The sequence below is a fragment of the Salegentibacter sp. T436 genome (genome assembly GCF_001932675.1).
Taxonomy (GTDB): Bacteria; Bacteroidota; Bacteroidia; order Flavobacteriales; family Flavobacteriaceae; genus Salegentibacter; species Salegentibacter agarivorans.
Window position 1 is genome coordinate 211,749 of sequence record NZ_CP012872.1, and the last position, 14,386, is coordinate 226,134.

Genomic DNA, 14,386 nt, shown 5'->3' on the forward strand with positions numbered 1-14,386 from the left:
TGTTGGATTTTTAATTAAGTCTTTGCGATAATCTAAGCACATCGCTAACTACACCGCGAGCGGTTACCGCTGCTCCTGCGCCGGCTCCCTGGATTACCAGTGGCTGGTCGCCATAAGACTCGGTATAAATTTCAAAAATATTATCGGCGCCTTTAATTTGACCCAGAGCGGTACTTTTTGGTTCAGAAATAAGTTTTGCCTCCAGGTTGGCGCTCTCTACTTCAATTTCCCCAATGTATCGTAGCACATGATCTTTGTTTTGTTCCTTTTTATGCTGAAAAAATATTTCATCCAGCTCCCCTATTCTTCGCTGAAATTCTTCTGCGGAAGTTTGTCCGTTTAATTTTTCGGGAATTAAAGATTGAATTTTAATCTCCTGAAATTCTTTTTCTAACTGAAGCTCACGAGCCAGAATCAATAATTTTCTTCCCACATCATTTCCTGAAAGATCTTCGCGGGCATCAGGCTCGGTATATCCCAATCTTCCGGCTTTTCGCAATACATCTGAAAACTTCTCTTTATTTTCAGAATAAGTATTAAAAATGAAGCTCAGCGAACCGGAAAAGACCCCTCGAATTTTGGTAACCTTTTCTCCCGCCTGGTGCAAGCCCTGTACGGTTTGTACAATTGGCAATCCTGCGCCCACATTGGTTTCATAATAAAAATACTTGCCGTGGTAATCTAATTCTTTTCGTAATTTGTTGTAGAAATCGGCAGAAAGTGTGTTCGCAACTTTATTGGCGGCTACCAGGTTAAAGCCATTTTGTATTAACCGAATATAAATTTCAACAAATTCCTTGCTGGCCGTGGCATCTATTGCTATAAGATGTTCCAGGTCATTTTCTTTGGTGAAATCCAGGATATCTTCCAGTTTGTACTTTTCGGAAGATTTTTTAAAATCTTTTTTCCAGTTTTCTGAAATACCTTCAGCATTAAAAAGCGCTTTTTTTGAATTGGCAATCACAGGAATATTTACAGAAACCCCCGAATGCTTTTCCCATTGTTTTTTTGCGTCGAGTAATTGCTGAATTAAGGTACTTCCTACATTACCTATTCCAAACAAGATGATGTTCACTTTTTTCATTTTTTATATTGTTGGTTTTAAATACGGGTTTTAAAAATCTGGACAGTTGCGAGGCTTCTATTAAAAAAGCATCGTGCCCGTGAATTGATCTTATTTCGTGAATACTTACATTATTTTTAATCAGGGAAAGGTTTACATAAGTTTCCCAATTCTCATCGGCCAGGAAAAACCAGTCAGAATTCACTGTTACAATATGAATATTTCCCTCAATTTTCTTTGCGACTTCCAGGTAATTACCGCTGCCTTTGCTAATGTCTATAGTAGTTAGCAAGTGGTTCATAAATTTATAGGAAGCGAGTTGAAAACGTTCTTCCAGTTTAACACCATGATATTGCAACCAGCCTTCTACTTTATAGCAAGGTTTTATTTCTTCTTTTGTTCTGTTAAATTTCTTACTTAAAGATTGCGGAGTACGATAAAAGGTCATTGCATGCATTCTTGCATCTTTCACCGGCTCTTTAGAGTTATTAAGAATTTGCTCCTGCACTTTACAGTTTGCCAAAACCCAATCTGTGGCTTTATAATCTGTGGCAATAGGAATAATATTTTCAGCTAGATCAGGTTTTAAAGCGGCTAGTTCCCAGGCGAGTGCGCCGCCTATTGAGCCTCCAATTATGGCAAAAAGTTTCTCAATTTTTAATTGCTGAAGTGCTAAAACCTGGATTCTTGCAATATCTCTAAGCGTAAATTCTTTATAATTTTCAATTAAATGTTCTTTTTTTCCGTTGAAACCATTACCCGGAATATTAAAAGCCAGAATGCTGAATTTTTCGGTATCAATACATTTTTGAGGCCCCACAATTTTGGTCCACCAGCCAAGCTTTCCCGTAATTTGAGAGTTACCCGTAAGCGCATGATTTATTAAAACCACCGGCGCCGTTTCTGGGTTTTTCCCAAACTGCTGAAAGCTCAAATAAATATCCTGAACCGTTCCCGCGGAATTTTCAAAATCTTTTAAACAGAGTTCCTGAAGCATTTTTTTCGTTTTTTGATTTAGAAAGAGCAAAAGGAAAAAGACTTAACCTGGCTGCTTTTTCCTTTGCCTTTCCACCAACAATAAATTATACCAGAGCTTTTTTCTCAATTTTAGCAAAAGCTTCTTTTAAATCTGTTTTTAAATCTTCAACATCTTCCAGCCCAACCGATATACGAATAAGGTCTTGTGTAACTCCAGCAGTAGCCTGTTGTTTTTCGTCCAGTTGCTGGTGTGTAGTACTTGCCGGATGAATAATTAGTGATTTCGTATCTCCAATATTGGCAACGAGGGAGAAAAGTTTGGTTTCATCGGCTACAACTTTAGCCGATTCAAAGCCTCCTTCAACTCCAAAAGTCACTACGCCGCTTTGCCCTTTAGAAAGATACTCTTTAGCGAGTTTATTGTATTTACTGCTCTCCAGCCCAGGGTAGTTTACCCATTTTACTTCTTTTTGCTGTTCCAGCCAGGTGGCCAGTTCCAAAGCATTCTGACTATGCTGCTTTATCCTTATTTCAAGAGTTTCTAAACCCTGTAAAATCTGAAAAGCATTGTACGGACTTAAAGCCGCGCCGTGATCTCGAAGCCCTTCAATTCTCACTTTTGCAATAAATGCGGCTTCTTTTAAGGCTTCGTGGTAAACTAGCCCGTGATAACCCGGTGAAGGTTCAGTGAATTCGGGGAATTTCCCATTTGCCCAGTTAAAATTACCGGCGTCTATAATGGCACCTCCAAGTGAAGTTCCGTTACCGCTAATATATTTGGTAAGCGATTCAATTACAATATCGGCGCCGTGCTCTATAGGTTTTAGCAAAGAAGGTGTAGCCACGGTATTATCCACTATAAATGGAACCTTGAGCGCGTTGGCTTCAGCAGAAATTGCTTTAAGGTCCAGAACATCAAGCTTCGGGTTTCCAAGCGATTCTACAAAAATGGCACGCGTGTTTTCTTTTGCAGCCTTTTTAAAATTTTCTGGATATTCAGGGTCTACAAAGGTGGTTGTAATTCCAAATCTTGGTAAAGTTACACTTAGTAGATTATAAGTTCCTCCATATAAACTACTGGATGCTACAATATGATCTCCAGATTTTAAAAGCGTTAAAAGCGTGGTATTAATTGCAGCTGTGCCTGAAGCTGTAACTACAGCTGCTATCCCGCCTTCCAGTGCTGCAAGACGTTGTTCTAAAATATCGTTAGTAGGATTATTTAATCGGGTGTAGATATAACCGGGTTCTGCCAGGGAAAAGAGATTGGCAGCGTGATCTGAATTATTAAAAACATAAGAAGTTGTTTGGTAAATTGGTACTGCCCTTGTTCCTCCGTTTTTTTTTGTATCGTGACCTGCGTGTAATGCGTTTGTTGAAAATTTTTGAGTACTCATAATTTCTAATTTTTTAAAGTTTTGCTTCTATTTTGAAAGCTTGATTATGTTTTTGTTATGGATTTCCGCCTTCACGGAAATGACGGTGTTTTAAATAAAAAAGTCCCCTTAAGTAGCTATTACCAAGGGGACCTTTTAATTGAACTCTAAACAAACTAAGTTACATTCGGTTTTGGCAATAGCAATTCATGTGTTGCATACACATACACATCATCATAGTGCGCATCATCATTTTATTTATTGCCTTAATCATCATATTTGTTTTTGTAATTCCCATACCGATGGGAATCTAATTTTTACTAACCTATTTTCTTAATCTGGATTTCCGCCTCCGCGAAAATGACTAAGTTTTAAATAAAAAAAAAGCCGCTGCGATTGGCAGCGGCTTTTTGCAATTTATCTCTTTTCAGAATTAAGCAATTGAGCGCGCTGCGGAAGTTTTCCACATCATCATACGCATCATATTGCAAATTATCTGGTACATTTCGTTGTTTTGTTGGTTACAAAGATAAGGGCAGAAATTTTTAATAACCAAATCCAAACTTCACTTTTACGAAAAATAAATTTTTATTCCTTTAAACTGATTAATCAATAATTTAATGGCTGTAAAATTATTTATTATCTATTTTTATCTAAAACACAAACCTAATTAGCTATATTTCAGAAGTATAAAACTATAATTTTATACGCTATAAATTGAAGTCGAAATTTTAAAGTCTTCAACCCTATAAAAAAGAAAGTTAAAGAAAGTATGAGTTTGGGTTATTTTTATACATTTGTAACCGAATTATTAAAGGGAAGGATTTGACTGATTGCAACCCTTTTATGCTTTTTAAAGTATAAGAAAAATGCTAAAGCAGTATCACTACTCCCTTAGCTTTTCGTCAAATTCAACCCGTATTTTTTAAAATAAATTAAAAATATGGCTTATTTATTTACTTCAGAAAGTGTTTCTGAAGGACACCCCGATAAAATCGCCGATCAGATTAGCGATACCTTACTCGATAATTTCCTTGCTTTTGATGAAAATTCTAAAGTCGCCTGCGAAACTTTAGTAACTACCGGCCAGGTGGTGCTTGCCGGTGAAGTAAGAAGCGACACTTATTTAGACGTTCAAAACATTGCCCGGGAAGTAATTAATGATATTGGTTATACTAAAGGAGCATACAAATTTAGTGGTGATTCTTGTGGCGTAATCTCTTTAATCCACGAACAATCCCAGGAAATTTACCAGGGTGTAGATCGTGAAAATAAGGAGGAACAGGGCGCCGGAGACCAGGGAATGATGTTTGGTTACGCCACCAACGAAACCGAAAACTATATGCCGCTGGCTTTAGATATTTCTCACAAAATACTTATTGAGCTGGCAAAATTAAGACGCGAAGGCAAAGATATCCCCTACTTACGTCCCGATTCTAAAAGCCAGGTTACTATAGAATATAGTGACGATAATGTGCCGCAAAAAATTGTGGCTATTGTGGTTTCTACCCAGCACGACGATTTTGATGAGGATGATGATGCTATGTTGAAAAAGATCAAGAAAGATATTCTTGAAATTCTTATTCCGCGGGTAAAACAACAATTACCAGATTATGTTCAGAAACTTTTTAATGATGATATTACTTATCATATAAATCCTACCGGAAAGTTTGTTATTGGGGGGCCTCACGGGGACGCGGGACTTACCGGAAGAAAAATTATTGTAGACACCTACGGCGGAAAAGGCGCGCACGGTGGTGGTGCATTCTCGGGAAAAGACCCAAGTAAAGTCGACCGATCGGCTGCTTATGCATCGCGTCACGTTGCCAAAAACCTGGTTGCCGCCGGGCTTGCAGACGAAGTTTTAGTACAGGTTTCTTATGCGATTGGGGTGGTAGAACCTACTTCAATTTCAGTAGAAACTTATGGTACTTCCAAAGTGGATATGAAGGATGGGGAAATTGCAAAAAAAGTAGCCCAGATATTTGATATGCGCCCCTGGGCCATAGAAAATCGTCTAAAACTTAGGAGTCCTATCTATCGTGAAACTGCTGCTTACGGGCATATGGGGAAAGAACCAAGAACGGTCACTAAAATCTTTAAAAGTCCATATTCTGGGGAAGTAAAAAAGGAAGTAGAACTTTTTACCTGGGAAAAACTGGATTATGTAGACAAGGTGAAGGAAGCCTTTAGTCTCTAAATTCTAAGCCATAATTATTACTTAAATACCGCTGCATTCAGCGGTATTTTTTTTTGACGTTTTCTTCGGAAAGCTTTAACAACCGGACGCAGTTTTAATTCCTAATTTTAGAATTCCACCAATCAAACACCTTATGTCCGTTTTTAGAAAAGTAAGAAACACCATCAACCTATTAAAGTCGGTTGATATGGATCAATTAGCGAAAATTAATAAGCAGATAGACCTTTCAGAAGCGATGAAAAGTTTAGGCCAGTTAGATGAGCGTCAACTCAAGGGTTTGATGAAAATGTTAAAAACCAAGCAGAAAAAAGGCCAGAGTGACCTTCCTCCCATTACCGGCGATTTTTACAATTTAGACCTTAAACTTACCGAGGAGCAGCGCAAGCTCCAAATGGAGGTGCGAAATTTTATGGAAGATGAAGTTAGGCCGTTGGTAAACGACCATTGGAATCGTGCTAAATTTCCTCACGAAATTATTGAGAAATTCAAGAAACTAAATATTACCGGTGTGCCTTACGAAGGTTATGGCTGCCCAAATCTTCCTTTTTTAATGGAAGGTATTATAGCACAGGAAATTGCACGTGTAGATGTTTCTATTTCAACTTTTTTCGGCGTACATAGCGGCCTGGCAATGGGATCTATCTACCTATGCGGAAGTGAAGAACAAAAGCAGGAATGGCTTCCGAAGATGCAAAAATTAGATGCTATTGGTGCCTTTGGATTAACAGAACCCAATGTTGGCTCTGGTGTGGCCGGCGGACTTGAAACTACATGCAAGTTTGACGGTGAAAACTGGATTTTAAACGGACAGAAAAAATGGATTGGGAACGCCACTTTTGCTGATGTAATTATTATTTGGGCGCGGGATGTAGACAGCAACCAGGTTAAAGGATTCCTGGTAAGAAAAGGAAATCCTGGTTATAAAGCAGAAAAAATGGAAGATAAAATGGCCTTGCGAATTGTGCAGAATGCCATTATAACTTTAACCGATTGTGTAATACCCGAAAGTGACAGGTTACAAAAAGCAGATTCCTTTAAAGATACTGCAAAAGTACTTAGAATGACTCGTGCTGGAGTAGCCTGGCAGGCGGTTGGTTGCGCCCGGGGCGCGTATGAAAGCGCTTTAAAATACACCAGGAAAAGAGAACAGTTTGGGAGACCAATTGCTTCTTACCAGTTAATTCAAAATCATTTAGTAGAAATGGTTTCCAATCTTACCGCAATGCAAACACTGGTTTTTAGGCTTTCTGAAATGCAGGATGCCGACTTACTAACAGATGAACACGCATCTTTGGCGAAGGTTTTTTGTAGTATGCGTACCAGGGATGTGGTAAGCCGTGCCCGCGAAGTTATGGGCGGCAATGGTATTCTACTAGAACACGATGTTGCCCGTTTTGTAGCCGATGCCGAAGCCATTTATAGTTACGAAGGAACAAAAGAAATTAATTCGCTAATTGTAGGCCGTGCCATTACGGGATACAGTGCTTTTGTAAGTTAAATATTAACCATTCAAAAATAAAGAATAGAATGTCATTATTAATTGTTAGTCCGGGTAAAGACCCGAAAGCTTGGGTTGAAGCTTTAAAAAATCAACATCCGGGTTTAAATATTTACGTGTATCCAGAAGATCACGATAAAGAAGAGGTAGAATTTGCCTTAACCTGGAATCATCCCCGTGGAATCTTTCAAAATTATCCCAATTTAAAAGTCGTTGCTTCTATGGGCGCCGGGGTAGATCATATTACCAGCGATCAGGAACTTCCCGAAAATATAAAAATCACTAAAGTGGTAGACGATCGGCTGGAACAAGATATGGGAACCTTTGTACTTACCCTTATTCTTGCGCACCAAAGAAATTTACTCCATTACAGGGAAAGCCAAATAAACGAAAAATGGGAACCTGTTTCTTATACTCGCAATAACGATGTAAAAGTTGGGATCTTGGGGATAGGTAACCTTGGGCAAAGCGTGGCCAATAATTTATTAAAAAATGGCTTCCAGGTAATAGGATTTTCCAGGCATAAAAAAGAATTTGAAAACGTAGAAAGCTTTGCCGGAGAAGATGAATTTGATGAGTTTTTGGAGCAGTCTGATATCCTGGTAAATATGCTTCCTTTAACTCCCGATACCGAAAAAATACTCAATAAAGAATTATTCGAAAAATTACCCAAAGGCGCATACGTAATTAATGTTGCCCGTGGTGAACATTTAGTGGAGCAGGATTTACTGGCAAAAGTAGACGATGGCCATCTTTCTGGTGCGGCATTAGATGTATTTTGGGAAGAGCCAATAAGAGACGAGCATCCATTTTGGAAACATCCAAAAATAAGGATAACACCACATATTGCCAGCGTTACTCATCCAAACTCTGTAGTGCCGCAAATTATTGAGAATTATGAAAGATTGCAGGATGAAGAAGAACTTAAGAACGTGGTAGAACGAGATAGAGGTTATTAATTAAAATATCAGCGTATGAAAACTTTCAAAAACATTTTGGTTGCAGTAGATTTTAATGATGCCGTTGGAGAACTTATGGCATACGCTGAAAGTATAGCAGAAAAATTCGGGGCTAAGATCTGGGTGGTTCACGTAGCCGCCCCAGATCCCGATTTTGCCGGTTTTGATGCCGGCCCGCAATATATTAGAGATATGCGAGCCGATGAATTAAGAGACGAGCACAAAGAATTACAGCAAATTCGCGATATGTTTATTGATAAAAATATAGAATCTGATGCGCTTTTAATTCAGGGCTCTACTGTGGAAACCGTATTGCAGGAAGCCAAAAAGCTTAAAGCCGATATTCTAATTGTAGGTACCCACAAACACAGTTTCTTCTATAATCTTTTTGCCGAAAGTGTTTCGGTAGAATTGTTTAAAAATGCCGAAATCCCTGTGCTGTCCATTCCTATTGAAGAAGAAAAATAATTTTCTCTATAATTCAAAATCTTGCTTCTGAAATTAAGCACTAAATTTTTTATTAAATCACTTCAGGATAGATTACTCAGCTGGATTATACTTTTTTACTGAATTAATTTCTTTTAATTTTATTGATTGAAATAAGTCACAATGATCAGTAAAGAAGATTTTACCAAACTACATTTAGAAATTTCACCATACACACACCGCACCCCGGTATTAACTTCAGATTTATTAAACAAATTAGCCAAAACTGAAATTTACTTTAAGTGTGAGAATTTTCAGAAAATGGGTGCTTTTAAAATGCGAGGTGCAACCGCTGCAATCCTGACTTTAAGCAAAAAGAAACGAGCGAAAGGCGTGGTAACACATTCGTCTGGTAACTTTGCGCAGGCAGTTTCGTTATCGGCTAAAAATTTGGGAATCCCGGCTTATATCGTGATGCCTTCTTCGGCTCCACAGGTTAAAAAAGATGCGGTAAAAACTTACGGCGGCCAGATTACCGAGTGTGAACCCAACATAAAAGCTCGCGAAACCGCGGCCGAAAAGATTCAAAAAGAAACCGGTGCTACTTTTCTTCATCCTTCAAATGACCTGAATGTAATTTATGGCCAGGGAACCGGGGCAAAAGAACTCCTTGAAGATTTTCCTGATCTGAATATAATTATTACACCCGTTGGTGGCGGTGGACTTATAGCCGGAACCGCGCTGGCAGTAGATTTTTATACTAAAAAATGCAAAACCATTGGTGCCGAACCTTTTGAAGTTGACGATGCTTATCGATCTCTGAAAACTGGAAAAATCGAAACCAATTCCAGCACCAATACAATTGCCGATGGATTAAAAACCCAGCTTGGAGATAAGAATTTCCCTATAATTCAAAAGTTTGTTTCTGAAATTATACGAGTTGAAGAGGAGGAAATTATCAATGCTATGAAACTCATCTGGGAACGTATGAAAATTGTAGTAGAACCTTCCAGTGCGGTGGCTTTTGCTGCGATTTTACGCGAAAAAGAGAAATTTCGAAATAAAAAAATTGGAATTATTATCTCCGGTGGGAATGTAGATTTAAGTAATTTGCCTTTTTAATCATCATTGAATTGCTTTTTCTGCGAGTTTTTTATACCTCGCAGGTATAATTTCTAATTAACCAAAGACCTACAAGGCTTGCTAAACCTTGTAGAAAATTAAAATGCCGAATCAATAGCGGCATACCGAAAATTTATCGTGAAATTTGAAGTGATGGCACCGTAAAATTTTAGGCTGTTTGAGCTAAATGAATTCCTTAATTTACTTTAATTCCTCTTGCGAGTTCCTAAAATTTAGGTGACGAACGATAAATTTAGATACAGTTTCGTAAGCCTAGATTTTTTGGTTCTTTTTTATCAATGGAAAAAGAACAAGTATATATTATTTAGGACTGTAACGAATCTGAACTATCTTTCAAAACACTCACCGTTACCAAAAGTTGCCCCACGTGTCGCTGACTATGTTCTGCAGCGTGAAAAAGCAATCCGATTATCGTTGAAGGCAGTTCCTTTCTTCCTACCGGTCTGTATTGGGTTAAAATAACTTCAGGTGTATTTTTAAGAAAATCGATTGCTTCATTTACTTTTTCCTGAAATTTCTGAACAAGAAATTCCGCTGAAATATCGTCATTTGGTTTTCCTTCATCTTTTAAATACCGAAATTGAGATTCAGATAATTTTTTGGCTTTAGCATAGGTTAGCATTCTATCGGTTACTCCGGTTAAATGCTGTAAATGAAATCCAACCGAAGCTCTTCCTGCAGGCATTTTCCAAAGCAATTCTTCAGGAAAACCGATCATATATTTCTCCACTTCTTCCGCCGATTGCAAGAGAGCGTGCGCAGCAGGTTGTAGTAAATCTGGAACATCAGGAATTTTTCCCCGTAACCACACTTCAGGTCTATTTTTATTCATTTTTCAAGAATTAAAATTTAGAAAATCTTAAATCAAACTTACTTAAAAGACGGAATTAGATAAAATAATCTCCAAATATTAAATCCCTTAATGCAATTAGAGCTTTTGAGCTTTTCATAGTATATTTAGCCTCGTTAAAAAATCACACTATGTTTAAAAAATTCCTCCCGGCCTTATTTATTTTATTGGCCGCTCCAAACCTATTTTCACAAGAAAAAGAAGAAGAAAAGAAATGGGACGTAAATGATCCTTATTCTGATGACTGGAACATTAAAGAAGTTCCGCTTAAAACTGATGAAGGCACCTGGATGAATCTTGATGTCTCTCCCGACGGAAAAACCATAGTTTTCGATCTTTTAGGTGATATCTATAAAATGCCAGTTAGTGGTGGAAAAGCAACACTTTTAAGAAGCGGAATGGCTTATGAAGTTCAGCCGCGATTTAGCCCAAATGGTTCTAAGATCTCTTTTACCAGCGATGCCGGTGGAGGCGATAACATTTGGATTATGGATGCCGATGGAGAAAATGCCAGCCAACTTACTAAAGAAAATTTTAGATTGCTAAACAATGCGGTTTGGACTCCAGACGGAAATGCCATTGTAGCCAGGAAACATTTTACTTCTGGCCGTTCTCTTGGGGCCGGAGAAATGTGGCTATACCACATTGGTGGCGAAGGAGGTTTACAACTTACCGAACGTAAAAACGACCAACAGGATGTAAACGAACCCAGCATTTCTCCAGATGGGCGCTACCTTTATTACAGCGAAGATATGTACCCTGGCGGAATGTTTCAGTACAATAAAGATCCTAACAAGCAAATCTATGTTATAAAAAGATACGATTTTGAAACCGGTGAAAACACTACTATTACAGGTGGTCCCGGCGGAGCAGCAAGACCACAAGTTTCACCTGATGGGAAGAAGCTTGCTTTTATAAAAAGAGTGAGAACAAAATCGGTTTTATTTATTCACGACCTGGAAACCGGCGAAGAATGGCCGGTTTATGATAAATTGAGTAAAGACCAACAGGAGGCCTGGGCGATTTTTGGGGTTTATCCCGGATTTAGCTGGATGCCTTCGGGAGAAGAAATCGTTTTTTGGAGTGAAGGAAAGATCAATAAAGTAAATATTGAAGATTATTCCTCTGAAATTATTCCTTTTGAAGTTGAAAACACCATAGAGATTGCAGAAACCCATAGAAGCGAACACCAGGTATTTTCGGAAGAATTTAACCCTAAAGTGATTCGTCACGCAGTGACTTCCCCTAACGGAAAAACCCTTGTTTTTAACGCGGTAGGTTATTTATGGAAAAAATCTTTACCAAACGGAAAACCTCAGCGAATCACCAGCAGTGAGGCTTTTGAATTTGAACCTGCATTCTCGCCAGACGGAAAAGAGATCGTTTATGTTACCTGGAGTGATTCAAAAATGGGTGCATTAATGAAAGTAGGTTTGAGTGGTAGAAATCCGCAAAAACTCACTTCAGAAAAAGGTATTTATAGAAACCCTGCTTTTTCCAACGATGGTAAGCAAATCGTTTTTGTAAAGGAGCGCGGTAACAGTGACCAGGGACAAACTTTTAGTAAAGAACCGGGTATTTATACGATTAGTGCTTCCGGAGAAAATAAAAAGAAGATCCACGATTCCGGAGATTTCCCAATGTTTAGCAAAGACGATTCCCGAATTTTCTTTCAAACCGGTGGCGCGCTTATGGGCAGCCTGGAAAAAAGTTTAAAAAGTATTGATCTAAGCGGAAACGACGAGCGTACGCATATCAATTCAAAACACGCCAATAGATTAGTGCCAAGCCCAGATAATAAATGGGTTGTTTTTAGTCATTTGCACCAGGCTTATTTGGCACCGCTTACTATGACGGGGCGACCATTGGATTTAGACAATAACACCAAAACTATCCCGGTAACACAAATCACTAAAGATGCGGGGATGAACCTGCACTGGTCGAACAACAGCCAAAATGTACACTGGACTTTAGGTGACGAATATTTCACTAATAAAGTTTCAGAGCGTTTTACTTTCCTGGAGAGTTCTCCTGATTCTATTCCTGATATTACCGAGGAAGGAACCAAAATCGGACTTAAACTAAAAACCGATATTCCGGAAGGGCAAATTGCTTTTACCAACGCCAGGATTATTACTATGAATGGTGATAAGGTTATTGAAAATGGAAGCATTGTAATTAAAGAAAATAAAATTGTTTCTGTAGGTGAAACTTCCGAAGTAAATATTCCGAATAATGCGAAAGTTTATGACCTGGAAGGAAAAACAATAATGCCTGGAATTGTTGATGCCCACGCGCATATTGGCGCTTTTAGATATGGCTTAACGCCAGAAAAGCACTGGCCTTTATATGCAAATATGGCATTTGGAGTTACCACCGTGCACGATCCTTCGGCTTTAAGTGAAAGCATTTTTAGTATGGCTGAAATGGTAAAAGCCGGTGAAATGGTAGGCCCACGAATTTATTCAACAGGAATTATTCTTTACGGTGCTGAAGGCGATTTTAAAGCAGTAATTAATAGCCTGGAAGATGCTAAATCGGCTTTAAGGAGAACGAAAGCCTTTGGTGCGACTTCGGTAAAAAGTTATAACCAGCCTCGCCGTGAACAGCGCCAGCAAATAATGCAGGCGGCAAAAGAACTGGAGATGAATGTGGTTCCCGAAGGCGGAAGCACCTTCTTACATAATATGAATATGATTGTAGACGGGCATACCGGGATAGAACATAATATTCCCGTGGTTCCGGTTTATAAAGATGTAAAAACGCTTTGGGGAAACAGCAATACTGGCTATACGCCAACACTGATTGTAAATTATGGCGGAATAAACGGTGAGTATTACTTCTATCAAAAAGATAACGTTTGGGAAAATGAACGTTTGCTCAATTTCACACCGCGACAAATTGTAGATTCCAGATCAAGACATCGTACCAAACTTCCTGAAGAAGAATATAAAAACGGACCTATTTTGGTTTCAGAAACCGCCAAAGAACTTTCTGATATTGGCGTAAAGGTAAACCTTGGTGCACACGGACAGCTACAGGGACTTGGCGCTCACTGGGAACTTTGGTTACTGCAAATGGGCGGAATGACCAATATGGAAGCTTTACAGGCAGCTACAATTAACGGTGCCGAATATATTGGAATGGCTAGCGAAATTGGATCTTTAGAAGAAGGAAAACTAGCCGACCTGATTGTTTTGGAAGAAAACCCATTAGAAGATATTCGTAATTCTGAATCGGTTATTTACACGATGGTAAACGGCAGATTATATGATGCTGAAACGATGAACGAAATTGGAAATAACCCGAAAGAACGCGGTGAATTCTATTGGGAAGACAACAAATACAATGCAGCTTTCCCGTGGCACGAAAGCACCCAGAGCTTTACCGCTCCCGGTTGTACTTGCCATAGGTTGACTAATTAAAAAACCAAAAAACACAAACTGGATAGTTAAATTTAAGTCTTGCTTAAACAAACCGAATTTGGTAACTTTTAAAGCAAATTAACTATCCAGTTTCTATGCTGAAATATGAAATTTTATGAGAAGGGTTAAATTTGGAAAGCTTTTCACTCACAGAAAGATAGATGAAAGCATCATTCGTGAACATCTTGCGCTGGAAAGAACTAAGCTGGCCAATGAACGTACGTTGTTATCCTACACTCAAGCAGCTATGTATTTTCTTTTGGGTGGTTTGGCATTAATTCAGCTAAAAGAATACGAAGAGATGCATTATATTGGCTATCTGGCCCTGGTCATTTCTGTATTGTTTCTTACTATCGGTATATGGCGATTCATCGTACTAAAAAATAAGATGAAGGATCTTTTAAAGGGCAAAATAGAGTCTTCAGCGGAAGAGGAAGAAGAGCCTGAAAATAATTAATAATTTTACTG

Annotated in this window: 11 protein-coding genes; 7 read left to right on the forward strand and 4 right to left on the reverse strand. The window is 38.5% G+C overall.

Features of this window, described 5'->3' with window-relative positions:
- Positions 1–10 precede the first annotated feature (10 nt).
- The 3 genes from AO058_RS00940 to AO058_RS00950 all read right to left on the reverse strand — a co-directional run bounded on the left by AO058_RS00940 (position 11) and on the right by AO058_RS00950 (position 3,438).
- Positions 11–1,084: an aspartate kinase gene (locus AO058_RS00940; protein ID WP_075324806.1), complete on the reverse strand. Its 1,074-nt coding sequence runs from the start codon at positions 1,082–1,084 to the stop codon at positions 11–13.
- A complete protein-coding gene (locus AO058_RS00945) occupies positions 1,047–2,060 on the reverse strand; it encodes an alpha/beta fold hydrolase (protein ID WP_075324807.1) in 1,014 nt (337 codons plus the stop codon). The genes AO058_RS00940 and AO058_RS00945 overlap by 38 nt, the downstream gene beginning before the upstream one ends.
- Positions 2,061–2,145: 85 nt before the next feature.
- The gene (locus AO058_RS00950) at positions 2,146–3,438 is read right to left on the reverse strand and encodes an O-acetylhomoserine aminocarboxypropyltransferase/cysteine synthase family protein (RefSeq protein WP_075324808.1); all 1,293 of its coding nucleotides are present in this window, start codon (positions 3,436–3,438) and stop codon (positions 2,146–2,148) included.
- A 922-nt stretch (positions 3,439–4,360) separates the two neighbouring features.
- On the opposite strand from AO058_RS00950, the gene metK reads away from it, so the two are divergent.
- From metK to AO058_RS00975, 5 genes are all read left to right on the forward strand, one after another.
- Positions 4,361–5,617 (forward strand): methionine adenosyltransferase, encoded by a 1,257-nt coding sequence (gene metK / locus AO058_RS00955; RefSeq protein WP_075324809.1) that lies wholly within the window; start codon positions 4,361–4,363, stop codon positions 5,615–5,617.
- A gap of 133 nt (positions 5,618–5,750) precedes the next feature.
- Positions 5,751–7,115: an acyl-CoA dehydrogenase family protein gene (locus AO058_RS00960; RefSeq protein ID WP_075324810.1), complete on the forward strand. Its 1,365-nt coding sequence runs from the start codon at positions 5,751–5,753 to the stop codon at positions 7,113–7,115.
- Between the two features lie 29 nt (positions 7,116–7,144).
- Positions 7,145–8,074 carry a 2-hydroxyacid dehydrogenase gene (locus AO058_RS00965; RefSeq protein WP_075324811.1) on the forward strand — a complete coding sequence of 310 codons (930 nt, stop codon included), beginning with the start codon at positions 7,145–7,147 and terminating at the stop codon, positions 8,072–8,074.
- A gap of 15 nt (positions 8,075–8,089) precedes the next feature.
- Positions 8,090–8,542, forward strand: coding sequence for a universal stress protein (locus tag AO058_RS00970; RefSeq protein WP_075324812.1), 453 nt, complete (start codon positions 8,090–8,092; stop codon positions 8,540–8,542).
- Between the two features lie 141 nt (positions 8,543–8,683).
- The gene (locus tag AO058_RS00975) at positions 8,684–9,622 is read left to right on the forward strand and encodes a pyridoxal-phosphate dependent enzyme (protein ID WP_075324813.1); all 939 of its coding nucleotides are present in this window, start codon (positions 8,684–8,686) and stop codon (positions 9,620–9,622) included.
- Between the two features lie 325 nt (positions 9,623–9,947).
- On the opposite strand, the gene AO058_RS00980 is transcribed toward AO058_RS00975, so the two are convergent.
- On the reverse strand, positions 9,948–10,475 hold the full coding sequence (locus tag AO058_RS00980; protein ID WP_075324814.1) for a DinB family protein: 528 nt from the start codon (positions 10,473–10,475) through the stop codon (positions 9,948–9,950).
- A gap of 149 nt (positions 10,476–10,624) precedes the next feature.
- Between AO058_RS00980 and AO058_RS00985 the strand changes: the two genes are divergently transcribed.
- Complete coding sequence (locus AO058_RS00985; protein WP_075324815.1) at positions 10,625–13,918, forward strand: amidohydrolase family protein; 3,294 nt, start codon at positions 10,625–10,627, stop codon at positions 13,916–13,918.
- Between the two features lie 115 nt (positions 13,919–14,033).
- Positions 14,034–14,375, forward strand: a complete 342-nt coding sequence (locus tag AO058_RS00990) for a DUF202 domain-containing protein (RefSeq protein ID WP_075324816.1) — start codon at positions 14,034–14,036, stop codon at positions 14,373–14,375.
- The last annotated feature ends 11 nt before the right edge of the window (positions 14,376–14,386 follow it).

Bases quoted from the DNA above. Each gene is read 5' to 3' on its own strand.
- AO058_RS00965 (WP_075324811.1), top strand. From the start codon at position 7,145: ATGTCATTATTAATTGTTAGTCCGGGTAAAGACCCGAAAGCTTGGGTT.
- AO058_RS00970 (WP_075324812.1), top strand. From the start codon at position 8,090: ATGAAAACTTTCAAAAACATTTTGGTTGCAGTAGATTTTAATGATGCC.
- AO058_RS00975 (WP_075324813.1), top strand. From the start codon at position 8,684: ATGATCAGTAAAGAAGATTTTACCAAACTACATTTAGAAATTTCACCA.
- AO058_RS00950 (WP_075324808.1), bottom strand. From the start codon at position 3,438: ATGAGTACTCAAAAATTTTCAACAAACGCATTACACGCAGGTCACGAT.
- metK (WP_075324809.1), top strand. From the start codon at position 4,361: ATGGCTTATTTATTTACTTCAGAAAGTGTTTCTGAAGGACACCCCGAT.
- AO058_RS00990 (WP_075324816.1), top strand. From the start codon at position 14,034: ATGAGAAGGGTTAAATTTGGAAAGCTTTTCACTCACAGAAAGATAGAT.
- AO058_RS00980 (WP_075324814.1), bottom strand. From the start codon at position 10,475: ATGAATAAAAATAGACCTGAAGTGTGGTTACGGGGAAAAATTCCTGAT.
- AO058_RS00945 (WP_075324807.1), bottom strand. From the start codon at position 2,060: ATGCTTCAGGAACTCTGTTTAAAAGATTTTGAAAATTCCGCGGGAACG.
- AO058_RS00985 (WP_075324815.1), top strand. From the start codon at position 10,625: ATGTTTAAAAAATTCCTCCCGGCCTTATTTATTTTATTGGCCGCTCCA.
- AO058_RS00960 (WP_075324810.1), top strand. From the start codon at position 5,751: ATGTCCGTTTTTAGAAAAGTAAGAAACACCATCAACCTATTAAAGTCG.
- AO058_RS00940 (WP_075324806.1), bottom strand. From the start codon at position 1,084: ATGAAAAAAGTGAACATCATCTTGTTTGGAATAGGTAATGTAGGAAGT.